The organism is Pseudomonas sp. NMI542_15 (assembly GCF_021283425.1).
Classification (GTDB): domain Bacteria; phylum Pseudomonadota; class Gammaproteobacteria; order Pseudomonadales; family Pseudomonadaceae; genus Aquipseudomonas; species Aquipseudomonas fortuita.
Window position 1 is genome coordinate 89,932 of sequence record NZ_JAJSRO010000004.1, and the last position, 14,383, is coordinate 104,314.

Consider the following 14,383-nt stretch of genomic DNA (forward strand, 5'->3'; position numbering starts at 1 on the left):
AAAATAAAGGGGATGATGAACGTCGAGCGGGCACTGCCCTAGCCCTCGGGGCAAATAATCACGCGGATGCATAAGCGCTTGCGCTGAAGCGTTATCGGCGAGCGGCGGGCCATCCGCATACTTGCAAGCACACCAATAATAACAACCGAGGACACGCTTCATGAGCTCGTTTAAGACACGCCTGCTTGCTCTGATGGTTGCCATATGCAGCCACACGGCCATGGCCGCAGATGAACGCCCGAACTTTCTGATCATCGTCGCCGATGACCTGGGCTACAGCGACCTGGGCAGTTTTGGTGGCGAAATCAGCACCCCGAACATTGACTCACTTGCGCGCGATGGTGTGCGCCTGAGCAACTTCCACACGGCGCCCACGTGCTCGCCGACCCGCGCAATGATGTTCTCTGGCGCCGACAGCCATGTGGCGGGCCTGGGCAACATGGGCGAGCTGCTGCAACCGTTCCAGAAAGGCCAGCCTGGCTACGAAGGGTATTTGAACGAGCGCATGGTTACGGTAGGCCAGGTGCTTCAGGATGCAGGTTACAACACCTACACCACCGGCAAATGGCACCTGGGTCGCACCGAAGAGACCAGCCCCAAGGCGCGCGGCTTCGACCGCTCGTTCATTCTGGTGCAAGGCGGTGCCAGCCACTTCGACGACCAGCACGCCATCATTGCCCAAGACCCCAAGGCGATCTACCGCGAAGACGGCAAGCAGGTGGAAGTGCCCAAGGGCTTCTATTCCAGCGAGTTCTACACCGATCGGCTAATCGACTACATCGAAGCCGACAAAGCTAGCAACAAGCCGTTCATGGCCGTACTGTCCTACACCGCGCCACATTGGCCGCTGCATGCGCCAGACGCTTGGCTGGACAAGTACAAGCACCGTTATGACGCCGGCTACGACTCGATCCGCCAGGCCCGCCTGGAGCGCCAGAAGCAGCTGGGTATTGTCGCGGCCAACACAACGCCCAACACACCCATGGCCAAGGGCCTGCCGAGCTGGGGCCAGTTGAGCGATGAACAGCGCCAGCGTGAGGCGCGCAACATGGAGATCTATGCGGCGATGGTGTCCAACATGGACTACCACATTGGCCGACTGCTCACGTACCTGGAGAAAAACGGCAAGCTGGACAACACCTTCATCGTGTTCATCTCTGACAACGGTGCCGATGGCAATAGCCCGATCGACCTGCCTGGCAACAAGGAGTGGCTGGCCAAGGACTTCGACAACAGCCTGAAAAACATCGGGCACAAAGGCTCGTATGCCGACTATGGCGCACAATGGGCCCAGGTCAGCTCCACGCCGTATCCGCTGTTCAAGGGGTTCACCAACGAGGGCGGCATTCGCGCGCCAGCCATCATCAGCGCGAAAATGCTGAAGAAGGCCCACCTGCAAGGCACGCTCAACAACGACATGGTCCATGTGATGGACCTGATGCCAACCTTGCTGGACCTGGCGGGGGTGCCGGCGCTGGGCAAGACATTCCAAGGTCGCCCGGTGCAAGCCATCAGCGGCAAGAGCATGCGCCCATTGCTTGAAGGTCGGGCCATGGCCCAGCGTCAGATCGGCTGGGAACTGTTCGGCCGCAAGGCGCTGCGCAAGGGCCATTGGAAAATCACCTTGGTCAATCCACCTTACGGCACCGCCCAGTGGCAGCTGTACGACCTCAAGAGCGACCCGACCGAAAGCCGCGACCTGGCCCAGGCCGAGCCGGGCAAGCTGAAGGAAATGCTCGTGGCGTGGGACCAGTACGCGAAGGAAAACAACGTGCTCGATGGCAAGTTCGACCTCAAGTACGGGTTCCAGACTTGCCTCTACGAATACTGTTTCAAGTAGCCGTTGAGCACGATCACGCTGCCTGCTTGACTGGAGCAGGCGGCGGTCTTTGAAGACCTTGCAACCAGTCGCAGTAGCGGGCCACGCCTTGCTCGACTACCATTGTAGGTGCCGTGTAACCGGCAGCGCGCAAGCGCTCCAGGTCGGCGCAGGTGTAACACTGGTACTTGCCACGCAAATGTTCAGGAAATTCGCTGTACTCCAGAATGCCTTCCAGCAAGGCCATATCAAGTGACAACGAGGGTTGGCCTTGCTGCCCGCGCAACCGATTGATCACAGCCAGGGCCACATCATTGAATGGTTGGGCGCGGCTACTGCCAACAGAACTGCCGGCGCACCTGTTGCATCGAACAGGAACTTCGAATAGCCATAGACGTTCAGCGGGCGCTCACATTCGCGCTGTTCACGAAAGTCCTCGTCGGCTCCGTAGACGCGGGAAGAAATGCAGGTGCGCTGCCCCGAACTGCTAATCACCAACTATTCAATGCTCGAATACATGCTAATGCGTCCGTTGTCACGGGGCAGGCCCATTGCAGGTCTCATTTCCAGCAGATGGCAGGCTCAGGAAATTATCGTTTGCCGGCTCAATGGCCAGTTTGCCGGTTTTGGTCGGCACAAAGTCCATTGTCGGCATTTCATCGTTGGTGCCGAGCTTGAGGAGTCTGCCATTGAACGTCACCGTTTTGTCGGTCAGCGTTGGTCGCTTGCAAGGTGTAGCGGCGTGCGGCGACGGGCACGGTCAGTGATGCCGTTTGATACCGGGCAGTGTTGAGCACCAGCAGGGCGAGGCCGCTCGGTTGGTCACGTAAATGTTGCTAAAAGATTGTAGAGAAAGCGAGCACTAAGCTGCAACGTTTGGATAGGGGGTGAGCATCACTCCACCGGAAATTTGGTCATACGTCCGCGTGGTCGTCGAGTGCATGAAGCTTGATGGGATTATCTCCAAAGTCGTGAGAGTAGATGGAATGTACGGGAGGGCATCTCGATACTTGGGGCTGTTGATCGCAGTCATCTCGCCGTTCGAGGGAGTGATCATGAACGATTTCAGGTAGCATCTCTATTACAAGTCCCCGGCATGGTCGTCGATGAGCTTGCTGAGACTTAACCGCATGCGCTTTTCGGTCATGGCGTAGGAGCAGTACTGGCATGTTCCTTCAATTTCTAAAGTTGATATCTTCGGCGAGCAGTGACGCCATGGTACAGCCCGACATTCTCATGTGCGAGCCAGTTAGAGGGCGTCAGATGCAGAGCCTGGCGGGTGTCGAGCCATGAGCTTGACTCTGAGTGAGGTCCTGAACCTGCCCGGCTTGGAAGACATGAGGGTCCGCGCAGGCGAGCTTTACTTGCAACGGCGAGTATGCTGGTCCTACGTGGCGGGAAATGAGGGTATCACCGCGTGTAAAATGGGCGGCGAACTAGTATTTATTTCGGAAATCAATTACCTATGTGACGAACGCAAGTTACTCACTTTGGTCGAGACTGGTGCTGTGTTGGGTATTGCCGGGATGGTGGTTCTTACTGGAGGCCCGTTTCCCCAGTGCATCCCGTCTGCAGTGATCGCTCGTGCTGAACAGTTGGGATTGTCGCTGATCGAGCAGCCCTCTCCGCTGAAGTTGGTGTTTGTGACCCACCTGATCGATACGGCCCTGATGCATATGACTCAAGTGCGGCGCTCACGTAACCACATTCTCGGCCAGTTGCTGACCGGAGATTACCCGAGTCTGGCCATTGCCCGACAGCGGGCTGCGCATCTGCAACTGATGCTTGATATTCCACGGCGACTGGTCGTGCTGCGCTTGTCAGGTATCGAGACGCTGTTTGAGCGCCAAGGCTTGGCCCAAGGCGAGCAGCTGTGGCAAGCCACTCGCCAGTCCATGGAAGACCAACTTGAAGCCTGGGGTCGCAGCCGCCCGGGAACGGTGATGGTAGAGATGCCGGGCGACCTCTTCGTGCTACTGCTGGCGGATGCCGATGACCTGCCGGCAGCCTTGACCACGTTGCGTCGGCAACTGATCGGAGTGGCAGGGGAGTTGGATATGTACATGGGCCTGTCGAGCGTTGCTGAAGATTGTGGTCATTACCGCCGACTGCTCAACGAAGCGCGCCAGGCGCTGAATGTGGCGCAGAAACTGCGCCCGGAGAGCGGATACTGCGATTTCAACGAGTTGGGCGTGTTGGGTTTGCTGCAGGGGGTAGTCGACCGCACGCTCATCGACGACTTTGTCGAAAAGACACTCGGCCCGTTGTTCGTGCCCGGCCGTAAACACCCTAAAGTACTCGTGCATACCCTCGACGCTTTGCTCAAGGAAAATGGCAACGGGCTCAAGGCTGCCCAGCGCCTGGGACTTCACCGTAACACCATCAATCAACGTATCCAGCGCATCGAACAACTGAGTGGAAAATCCTTGGACGATCCACTTTTTCGTATGAATGCTTCGATCGCTATTATGGTATGGCACATGTCTATCGCCCGAGGTAAGGAATAATGACATGAACATCATCAATGCGCGCCTGCGTAGCAAGCGTAGTCCGCTTCGTCCTGAATGGCATGACATCTAGCCAGATCCAAGTGATGGTCCAAAACTGTGCGGAATGACCGAGATTCCCCTGCAGAATTGTGGTGGCGCCCTCGTGGAGCGCACATTCACTTGGATGCCCTCACATTGCGGGCCAGCTGAGGGGAGCATGGCGAGGAAATCCTGGACCGCGCCACGAAAACTAACGACAGGGTTGTTCAGTGAAGTGAAGAGACTACCTTTTTCCGCTCGCCGATTGGTGAGACACCAAAGAAACGACTGTAGCACTTTGAGAAGTGTGCTGGCGAAATGAAACCACAGGCGAGGGCGATATCACGCACTTGGGATTCACTGTGTAGCAATAGTTGCCTAGCCCGTGTCAGGCGTAGTTCCAAGTAATACTGACTCGGTGTGTTTTGAAGATGCTTGTGGAACAAACGCTCCATTTGCCGAACCGAGATCTCATTCAGTTCTGCAAGCTCTTCCAAGGTCATCGGGTCTTCAAGGTTGGCTTCCATGATTGTAACAATCTGACTGAGTTTGGGCTGAGAGGTGCCGAGCTTTTGCCGCAAAGGCACGCGCTGGCGCTCTTGCGATCCACGTACTCGATCACATAACAGCAGTTCAGCCGCATGACTGGCAATGTCCCGCCCGCCAGGTTCTCGGGCAATCAGTTGTAGGATCATGTCCATGGACGCCACGCCGCCGGAGCTCGTGAAACGGTCACGGTCAAGCTCAAACAGTTGGTTGGAAATGATAATGCCGGGAAATCGCTCTTTTAGCGCCTCGATATCTTCCCAGTGGATGGTACACCGATAACCAGTGAGCAGATTGGCGCGTGCTAGCAAATGGCTGCCTGTGCAAATACCGCCCAATGGCACCTGGTCATGTGCCAACTTGCGAAGCCAGTTGAGGATGGGGCGGGTATTGTGGTCGGAGACTATCGGGTTTGGCCCCACCACGAACAGCATGTCCAGCTTTGGGGCATCCTTGATACTGAAATCGGGCAGGATGCGCATGCCGTTACTGGCACTCACTGGCTCCATGTCGGCTGCAATGATCAGGGTCTGGAACATGGTTTTGCGTGCTGCCAGGTTGGCCATGCGCAAGGTTTCCACCGCCGAGGCGAAGCCAATGGTGGTGAAATTGGGAATGATCAGGAAACCGACGACTTTCAGCGGCGGGGCATCATTGACAGGGTATGCCGGTGCCAACGGCGAGGATTTTAACGTACCCATCAATACGACTCCTTGAATGCAAAAAAATGACGTGCTCTGCGTCTGGTTGCCGTAAATCGGCAATTCATTGTGTTTAGGTTGATGCATTTGTCAGAGTGATAGTACACGCAGTGCCTAAGCATTGGGAGGCGCCCCGGTGAAAAGCAAAAACCCTGCGAAAGCAACACCTTCACAGGGTGGGTAACGACTCGGCCTGGTCAGGCAGGCTTGCTCGCCACGGTGGCCGAAGTGCTCTTTTTAGACGAGAAAATGGCGCTCACGCAGACGATGGACAGCGCCAGCGCACCAGTTGCCACCACTTCCATGCGATGCCCTGGCATCACCAGCATCATCGTCAAGATACTGATGATGGAGAAGATGACCAGGTAGCTGAGCCAGGGGAACAGCCACATCTTGAAGTCCAGCGCAGTACCTTGGCTATCCATCCGATTACGCAGAACCAATTGCGAAACAGCGATTGCCAGATAGACTAGAAGCGCTACCGCCCCCGAACTTGCCAGCAGGAAGGAAAACACCTCGTCGGGAGCGAAGTAATTGAGTGCTGTGGTCAAGAAGCCCACTGCGGTGCTGGCTAGCACTGCAATCACTGGCACGCCCGTCGCTGAGGTGCGCTGCAGAACGCGAGGACCGTCGCCGCGCTTGCTCAGCGAATAGACCATGCGCGATGCGGTGTAGATGGCCGAATTGAGGCAACTGGCAACGGCAATCAGCACGACGATATCGACGATCATCTTGGCGTGCGGGATGTTCATCAGCTCAAGGGCCCGTTGATAGGAGCCGACCTGTACTAGCATGGGGTCGTTCCAGGGCACGATGGAGATGATCAGGAACACCGAGACGATGTAGAAGATCCCCATTCGCCACACCACGGAATTGGTGGCACGGGTGATTTGCTTGGAGGGGTTTTTCGACTCGGCGGCGGCAATGGTGACAATTTCAGTACCCATGAAACTGAACACGGTGGTGAGCATGGCACCGATGACAGCGGTCATGCCGTTGGGCATGAAACCACCAAACTCATGACTCAGGTTGACCACGCCGCTAACTGAAATATCGGGCAGCGCGCCTGTCAGTGCCAATGCACCCAGAGCAATGAACCCTAGCACCGCGATAACCTTGAGCATCGCAAACCAAAACTCGAATTCACCGTAGCGCGCCACACTGAACAGGTTAGTTACGGTCAGCAAACCGGTAACCACCAGTGCGAATTCCCAGGTTTCTATCGCAGGGAACCAGGCATGCAGAATGGCCGCTGCTGCAATGGCTTCGATTGGAATGACCAGCACCCAGAACCACCAGTACAGCCAGCCAATGGTAAAGCCTGCTGTACGTCCCATTGCGCGCTCGGCGTAGGTGGAGAATGACCCGGTATCTGGCGAGGCCACCGCCATTTCTCCGAGCATGCGCATGACCAGAACGACCAGTGTGCCAGACATGATGTACGCGAGAATTGCCGCAGGACCGGCTGCAGCAATGGCATGCCCCGAGCCGATGAAGAGGCCGGCGCCAATAGCGCCGGCGATTGACAACATGGTGACGTGGCGCTGCTTGAGGCCGGGGGCCAGAGTTGAGTTGCTGGACATGCTAATTACCCTTTTTATTCTTGAAGGAGGGTGAACTGCGAACGGCGGTGCTGCTCTGGGCTGGAGATCGGTGTTATTTCTGCAGGTCGAAGGCCTCCCGCACAGCGCTGCTAATGCCCTCTACGCAAACTCGCAGAATCAACTCGCCTTTTTCTCGGTTGGCGCCCTTAGGCGAGGAAAGCGTTCCGCAGGCGGGGGTGCGTTCAGGGATGATGGGGAAGACATCGTAAGGTGGGAATTTTGCCGGAGGGTGGTCGACGGCGCGGCTCAGGTCGACCTTTTCAGGGTGCAGGGCCAGCATCAGTGACGTTTCGAAAACGCCACCGTGTTCGATGTCCCAGCCGAGGAAACCTTCGGGGTAGAGCTCTTCGATGACCGCCGGCGCGTTGACGAAATCCCAGTAGGACAGAACGACCACCTTGAAATCGGTGATACCGCCATAACGCAGTTCGCGCAGCGCCAGGTCGATGCCTTCGACGATGAACATCGAGTTTTCATAATGGCCATTCATCAAGACCAGCTTGCGCGCCCCATGCCGGGCGAGTTCGCGGATGATGTCCTGGATGGTATGGGTCAGTGTTGCGCCATCCAGGCTGGTGGTGCCGGGAAAGTGGTTGCCACCTCCCGACTTCTGCTGTGACTTGTAGCCATAGGCCAAGGCGGGTAACACCAAGCCGTCGACTTCTCGCGCTACTGCCTTGCACAGGGCGGTAGGCAATAGCACATCCACCTCCATGCACATGTGATGACCGTGCTGCTCCAAGGCGCCCACCGGCAAGAAAATCGTGCTGCCGGAAGCTACCTTCTGTGCGTACTCAGGCCAGGTGAGTTCGCCAACCACTACGCTTTCGTTCATCGGTTATCTCTCTTTATTCTTGTATTCGTTGAAGTAGTCCGTTTGCAGCGAGCCAGTACATGCAACGATTTGATCAGATCACAACGACATTCACTTGTCAGTTCCCGACCTGAATTTGACAAATGCTGACGGACCTGCGATCCAGGTGGGTCGGGTGGGGCAGGGGGCGAATTTGACAAATTACAGGTCGGAAAAACACAACTTGCCCTGATGGCAATCTGCTGCAATCGGTAATCACACAGGCGGTGAAAACCTTGGGGAAGCGGGGCGAAAGCGCGGCTGGGCCAAGGCACTTTTGATTACCGAGGGTATCTCCATGACGCGTCGCGCCGATTTTTCACGCCGTACATTCATCAAGAACAGCAGCATTTTGGCCGGTGTGGCGGCGCTCTCCGGGGTACTTCCGAACAGAACCTTTGGCGCAGCCGAAAAAGAACTGGTGATACTGGCGTGGGCAGGCCACGCCGCGCCCGACATCGTCGCGGATTTCGAGCGCGAGCATGGGGTCAAGGTGCGGGCCAAGTACTACACCGGCGGCGATAACATGCTGGGGCTCATTTCGCAGTCACCACCGGGCACCTTCGACCTGATCCTGTCGGATGCCGAGTATGTGCAACAACTCAACGCCGCCGACTATATCGAGCGACTGGACCTTGCCGATTATCCCTTCGATGACTTCTACCCAGAGTTTCAGCACTTTCCAGGGCACTGGCAGGGCGATGAACTGTATTCGGTCATGGTCCGCTTCGGCTTTCTCGGTATCGCCTTCAATACCCAGTTGCTGCCGGAGTCCAAGGCGAAAAGCTACCAGGTGTTCTGGGACGATAGCCTCAAGGGCAAGGTCGGCCACTTCGACTGGCACCTGCCAAACCTGGGCCAGATCAGTTTGCTCAATGGCAACAGGCTGCCCTACGACATCGACGCGGCGCACTGGAAGAGGCTCCAGGACAAAACCATGAGCCTACGCGGACAAGTGGCCGGGTTCTTCGATTATGGCGGTACCTTCTCCTCCCTGAAAAACGGCCAGATCCACGCGATGTGTGGCATTGGCGACTGGATTACCGGGGTCTTGCAGCGTGCCGGGGCACCGGTAAAAACAGTGATACCCGAGGAGGGCGGCCTGCAATGGACCGAGTCTTATTGCATCGCCAAGAAAGCCCACAGCCCGGAACTTGCGAAGAAGTTCATTCAATACATCACCTCCCCTGAAGGCCAGGTGAAGTCGGCGAAGATGGAGGCTTACCCGGCGCTGATTCCCAATAAGCGCGGCTGGGAGTTGCTGAACAAGACCGACCTTGCCGAAGCCAGACGCCAAGGCATGGTACTGGGCCAGCGCAATGTCATGGACGACATCCGCGAGGGGCGTATTCAGTATCGCGCGCTCCCCGTGCAGCAGAGCCTGGAGGACTGGAACGACTTCTGGTCGCAGTACAAGGGCGCTTGATGGCGCCTACACAGGAGCGGCGTAATGATTTCGAACAAGCTATCGCCCCCACTGCCCGCCAGTGAGGAGCCTGCACGCACGCGTGGGCAGTTCGGCAAGCGCACCTGGCGCTTACCGGGGTATGGGCTGATCCTGTCGCTGCCGATACTGGTCTGGCAGCTACTGTTTTTTGTAGCGCCCTTGCTGTTTCTGCTGACCATCAGTTTTTGGCTGGTGCGCAACTTTCGCATGGTCCCTGCGTTCGAGTGGCTGAACTGGAAGTACCTGTTCAGCCGCGAGTACTTCTGGGATGCCTACTTGCACACCTGGGCGATGGCGGCGGGGGCCAGTGTGCTGATCAGTGCCGTAGCCTTTCCGTGCGCCTATACAATTGCCTTCAAGTTCCGCGAATCGACCCGGCAATGGTTGGTGCTGTTGTTGATCACGCCATTTTTTACCAGTTACCTGGTGCGCACCTATTCCTGGCAAGTCTTTCTCAGTGACCAGGGGCTGCTCAATAGCGCCCTGGCGTTGCTGGGGATTGGGCCGTTGCCCTTGCTCAATACCAGTTTTGGTAGCTATGTGGGTTACTTCACCCTGTGCCTGCCGCTGGTAGTGTTGCTGCAGTTGTTCAGCCTCATGTACATCGACCGCACGCTGATCGAAGCTGCCCACAACTTGCGCGCGGGCCGTCTGCGCACGGTATTTGGGGTAGTGATTCCATCGGCGCGGGTCGGCATCGTCATCGCCGCACTGTTCTGTTTCATCATGACCTTCGGTGACTTTGTCAGCCCGCTCTATCTAGGGGGCGGCCAACCACCAACCTTGAGCACCCTGATTACCGACACGACCAAATCGGGGCAGCAATGGCCACGCGCGGCGGTTATTGCCACGACGATGATCGTGACCTTGCTGGCCACGGCGTTCCTGATGGTTCGCCACGCCTACAGGAGGCGCGCATGAACGAACATCGTGTCATCAACTTCATGCTGCGCAGCTTCGTCGTCCTGGTGTTCTTGTTCATCCTCACGCCTATCATTGGCAGCTTCGTGTTTTCCTTCAACGTCGACCGCTTCCCATCCTTGCCCCTGGGTGGCTTCAGTTTGCGCTGGTACGAAGCGATTGCCGCCGACCCGCAAGTCTGGCAAGCCTTCAACAACAGCCTGGTCGTCGGTGTGGTGGTATCGCTGGTTTCCACGCTGCTGGGCTTCACTGCCGCCTATACCGACTTTCGTTATCACTTTTTTGGCAAGTCGGTGTACATGGCATTGGCACTGCTGCCTCCTACCATTCCGGTGGTGATTCTGGGCCTGGCGATGCTCGCGTTCTTGTCGCGAATCGGCCTGTCCGGCGAGCTGTATGCCGTCATGATCTGCCACATCGTCATGTGCTCACCATTCGCCATGGCGGTGATTCGCATGCGCCTGGCGCAGATGGCCCCGCAACTGGAGGCCGCCGCCTGGAACCTGAGCGCCAGCCAATGGCAGGCCATGCGCTACGTGATCCTGCCGTTCACCGCCCCGAGCATTTTCGCCGCACTGTTCGTGACCATGGCCGTGTCGTTCGACGAGTTCGCGGTGGCCTGGTTCGTTTCGGGCCTTAACGAGACAGTCCCGGTACGCATCCTCAATACTTTGCAAGGGCAGGTCAGCCCGACCATCAATGCGATAGGCACGATCGTTTTCATCACCACGATCACGCTGACGATCGTTGCCCAGGTTTTGCTCATGCGCCGGCAGAAGAAACCGGCTGACGGCAAAAAAAGCTGAACATCCCATGCCGACGCAGGAGCTCCCCATGACTCAACCGTTAGTGGTATTCGATAACGTGACCAAACAATTCGGCAGTTACGTCGCTGTCGAACCGATGAACCTGGAAATCTACAAGGGCGAGTTCGTCGCGATCATGGGCTCCAGTGGCTGTGGTAAAACCACCACGCTGCGCATGCTTGCCGGGCTCGACAAGCCCAGCAGCGGTGAAATTCGCTTGAACGGCGAGCGCATCAACGACCTGTATTCCTGGCAAAGGGACACCCCGCTGGTGTGGCAGAACCTGGCGCTGTTCCCCTTTCTGAGCGTGCTTGAAAACGTTGAGTTCGGTTTGCGCATGCGCGGCATGGGCAAAGCTGAACGGCGCAAAAAAGCCCTGCACTGGCTAGAGCGCCTGGACCTGGGCGAGTTTGCCAACCGTGATATAAGCATGCTTTCTGGCGGGCAACGGCAGCGGGTGGCGCTGGCGCGTTCACTGGTCACCGAGCCCCCGATACTGCTACTGGACGAACCGCTCAGTGCCCTCGATGCGCACTTGAGCGTGCGCATGCAGGCGGTGTTGACTGGGTTGCAGAAGGACCTTGGCATCACCTTCGTCTATGTCACCCACAGCCAATCCGAAGCCTTCGCCATGGCTGACCGCGTGGTGATCATGAGCCGTGGCCGGGTTGAGCAGATTGGCACGCCCAAGGATATTTTCTTCGAACCGCACAACCGTTTTGTCGCTGAATTCGTCGGCGGCAAGAACATGCTTGGCGGCGTTGTGCTTGGCTTCGACGACACCGGGCTGGTGCAACTGGACTCGGCGTATGGTCGCTTTCTGGCACGCTTGCCCGAAGACCGATCTGTTGCGGTAGGGGAAGAGGTCACCCTGTGCATCAGTGCCGAACATATCAACCTCGCCGCGCAACCGACCACAGCCAGCCGCCTGGCGTGTACCGTGATGGGGGAGGAATTCATTGGGTCAATGGTCAACATATACCTGGAAGCCGCCAACGGGCTGGAACTGCAAGTGCAGAAGCCGTACGCGGATTACGACCTACTTGGGCTCAAGAGCGGGCAGAGGGTGCATGTCGGGTGGGACGATGCGCGGGCGCTGATTTTACGTGGCAATTAGAGGTCGATATCTGACATCTGCGCAGGGGCGGCAGCGTGGACAATTGTAGACGTACCCACGCCCAGTTGACCCGAAGGAGGCAGTACATGCAGCAATTGACTGAAACCAGCGAAAACCTGGCCAGCGCCGTGCGTATTGGCTTCCTGCTGGCCGAAGGGTTCGATTTCTATGCCTTGGCCGCTGCGCTGGAACCCTTGCGCCAAGCCAACGACGTGGCCCGCTGCGTGGTCTGCGAATGGCAGATACTGAGCCTTGAGGGCCAGCCGCTGAAGGCCAACAATGGCATCGTGGCGGCCACCGTGCAACTGAGCCAGGCCAAGCCCCTCGATGTGCTGATTCTGTGCCTTGGCAGTGAATTGCAGTTGTGTACCGACGACAGTGTCCGCGAATCGCTGGCGCTGCTGACCAAACCGACCTGCCGCACGCTCGATGTCGGCGAATTGGCCGAATTCATCGGCGTTGCCCGGTTGTCCCCGTAGCGCGTGTTCACCCGCTACCAGAGCTGAACCTGCCTCGATAATTATCTTGATCCGCGCCTGCAATGGGCGCGACATCGCGCGTTTCCTCTCCTTCATTCCCCCTCATCTATACCTCTGCCTGTTCTTGCCGCAGCGAGGCCTGTACGGCAGTGGCGGGCAATATTGTCCTTTCCATAGCGGCGTTTACAGCAAGGCGGATCTGATCATCTAGGGGTCGGATTCGCGCAAAAAAGGCCGCCTTTTATCTGTTCGAATGATCTCCAGTGGCACCCAAAACAGGGCCTCTCTACTGATCACCTACCAAGGAGTGAAGACATGCAAATGCCGAAAACAATACAGATTCAAAACGGCGAAAAAGTTAAGCCGACGTTCTCGCACCAGGAATACGCCAACCGTCAATCCAAGTTGCGCAGCTACCTGGCCCAGAACAATATCGACGCCGCTGTCTTCACGTCTTATCACAACATCAACTACTACAGCGATTTCCTGTATTGCTCGTTCGGCCGTCCTTATGCCCTGGTGGTGACTCAGGATGCCGTGGTGTCGATCAGCGCCAACATCGACGGTGGCCAGCCATGGCGGCGTACCGTGGGCACCGAAAACATCATCTACACCGACTGGCAGCGCGATAACTACTTTGTCGCGATTCAACAAGCCTTGCCCAAGGCCGGACGTATCGGGATCGAGTTCGACCACTTGAACCTGGTCAACCGCGACAAATTGGCCAGCCGTTATCCCCAGGCCGAGCTGGTGGACGTCGCCGCGCCATGCATGCGCATGCGCATGATCAAGTCGGCTGAAGAGCACGCCATCATTCGTCACGGTGCCCGCGTTGCCGATATCGGTGGTGCTGCGGTGGTTGAGGCCCTGCGTGACCAGGTGCCTGAGTACGAAGTGGCGCTGCATGCCACCCAGGCCATGGTCCGTGAAATTGCCCGCACTTTCCCCGATTCCGAACTGATGGACACCTGGACCTGGTTCCAGTCTGGTATCAACACCGATGGCGCGCATAACCCGGTAACCTCTCGCAAGGTCAACAAGGGCGACATTCTGAGCCTCAACTGCTTCCCGATGATCGCCGGTTACTACACCGCGCTGGAGCGCACGTTGTTCCTCGACCATTGCTCCGATGAGCACCTGCGCCTGTGGGAGGTCAACGTCAAGGTCCACGAGGCCGGCCTGAAGCTGATCAAGCCAGGCATGCGTTGCAGCGATATTGCCCACCAGTTGAACGAGATTTTCCTCGAGCACGACCTGCTGCAATACCGCACCTTCGGTTATGGCCATTCGTTCGGCACCCTGAGCCATTACTACGGCCGTGAAGCTGGCCTTGAGCTGCGCGAAGACATCGACACCGTGCTGGAACCTGGCATGGTCGTGTCCATCGAGCCGATGATCATGCTGCCCGAAGGGCTGCCGGGTGCGGGTGGTTACCGCGAGCATGACATTCTGATCGTCAACGAAAACGGCGCTGAAAACATCACCAAGTTCCCATACGGCCCAGAACACAACATCATCAAGAAGTAACCGAGCAAGCCGCACAGGAAACTGTGCGGCTTTTT

General features: G+C 57.4%; 14 protein-coding genes. 8 read left to right on the top strand and 6 right to left on the bottom strand.

The window, feature by feature from the left end:
- The first annotated feature begins 160 nt into the window (after positions 1-160).
- Positions 161-1,840, top strand: a complete 1,680-nt coding sequence (locus tag LU684_RS09205) for an arylsulfatase (protein WP_016488032.1) — start codon at positions 161-163, stop codon at positions 1,838-1,840.
- 13 nt (positions 1,841-1,853) lie between these two features.
- Here the strand turns inward: LU684_RS09205 and LU684_RS30700 are convergent, their stop codons facing one another.
- Genes LU684_RS30700 through LU684_RS09215 form a run of 3 tightly spaced genes read right to left on the bottom strand, consistent with a single transcriptional unit; the run spans position 1,854 to position 2,519 of the window.
- Positions 1,854-2,078 (bottom strand): hypothetical protein, encoded by a 225-nt coding sequence (locus LU684_RS30700; RefSeq protein ID WP_370688739.1) that lies wholly within the window; start codon positions 2,076-2,078, stop codon positions 1,854-1,856.
- A gap of 35 nt (positions 2,079-2,113) precedes the next feature.
- Positions 2,114-2,314, bottom strand: a complete 201-nt coding sequence (locus LU684_RS30705) for a hypothetical protein (protein ID WP_024717428.1) — start codon at positions 2,312-2,314, stop codon at positions 2,114-2,116.
- 40 nt (positions 2,315-2,354) lie between these two features.
- Positions 2,355-2,519 (bottom strand): hypothetical protein, encoded by a 165-nt coding sequence (locus LU684_RS09215; protein WP_155500257.1) that lies wholly within the window; start codon positions 2,517-2,519, stop codon positions 2,355-2,357.
- Between the two features lie 589 nt (positions 2,520-3,108).
- On the opposite strand from LU684_RS09215, the gene LU684_RS09220 reads away from it, so the two are divergent.
- Complete coding sequence (locus tag LU684_RS09220; RefSeq protein WP_016488028.1) at positions 3,109-4,326, top strand: PucR family transcriptional regulator; 1,218 nt, start codon at positions 3,109-3,111, stop codon at positions 4,324-4,326.
- A gap of 248 nt (positions 4,327-4,574) precedes the next feature.
- Here the strand turns inward: LU684_RS09220 and LU684_RS09225 are convergent, their stop codons facing one another.
- The 3 genes from LU684_RS09225 to LU684_RS09235 form a co-directional block, all read right to left on the bottom strand.
- On the bottom strand, positions 4,575-5,594 hold the full coding sequence (locus tag LU684_RS09225; RefSeq protein ID WP_016488027.1) for a GlxA family transcriptional regulator: 1,020 nt from the start codon (positions 5,592-5,594) through the stop codon (positions 4,575-4,577).
- A gap of 197 nt (positions 5,595-5,791) precedes the next feature.
- A complete protein-coding gene (gene gabP / locus LU684_RS09230) occupies positions 5,792-7,177 on the bottom strand; it encodes a GABA permease (protein ID WP_016488026.1) in 1,386 nt (461 codons plus the stop codon).
- A gap of 73 nt (positions 7,178-7,250) precedes the next feature.
- Positions 7,251-8,033, bottom strand: coding sequence for a creatininase (locus LU684_RS09235; RefSeq protein WP_016488025.1), 783 nt, complete (start codon positions 8,031-8,033; stop codon positions 7,251-7,253).
- A 316-nt stretch (positions 8,034-8,349) separates the two neighbouring features.
- Here LU684_RS09235 and LU684_RS09240 point away from each other — a divergent pair, with 316 nt between their 5' ends.
- The 6 genes from LU684_RS09240 (at position 8,350) to LU684_RS09265 (ending at position 14,348) form a co-directional block, all read left to right on the top strand.
- Positions 8,350-9,477 carry a polyamine ABC transporter substrate-binding protein gene (locus tag LU684_RS09240; RefSeq protein WP_016488024.1) on the top strand — a complete coding sequence of 376 codons (1,128 nt, stop codon included), beginning with the start codon at positions 8,350-8,352 and terminating at the stop codon, positions 9,475-9,477.
- Between the two features lie 24 nt (positions 9,478-9,501).
- Positions 9,502-10,419: an ABC transporter permease gene (locus LU684_RS09245; protein ID WP_024717429.1), complete on the top strand. Its 918-nt coding sequence runs from the start codon at positions 9,502-9,504 to the stop codon at positions 10,417-10,419.
- Entirely contained in the window at positions 10,416-11,225 is an 810-nt protein-coding gene (locus LU684_RS09250; protein ID WP_016488022.1) for an ABC transporter permease, read from the top strand. Before LU684_RS09245 ends, LU684_RS09250 begins: the two co-directional genes overlap by 4 nt.
- Before the next feature lie 28 nt (positions 11,226-11,253).
- Positions 11,254-12,342, top strand: coding sequence for an ABC transporter ATP-binding protein (locus tag LU684_RS09255; protein ID WP_016488021.1), 1,089 nt, complete (start codon positions 11,254-11,256; stop codon positions 12,340-12,342).
- Between the two features lie 86 nt (positions 12,343-12,428).
- Positions 12,429-12,821, top strand: coding sequence for a hypothetical protein (locus LU684_RS09260; protein WP_016488020.1), 393 nt, complete (start codon positions 12,429-12,431; stop codon positions 12,819-12,821).
- 315 nt (positions 12,822-13,136) lie between these two features.
- Positions 13,137-14,348 (top strand): M24 family metallopeptidase, encoded by a 1,212-nt coding sequence (locus tag LU684_RS09265; protein ID WP_016488019.1) that lies wholly within the window; start codon positions 13,137-13,139, stop codon positions 14,346-14,348.
- Positions 14,349-14,383: the final 35 nt, after the last annotated feature.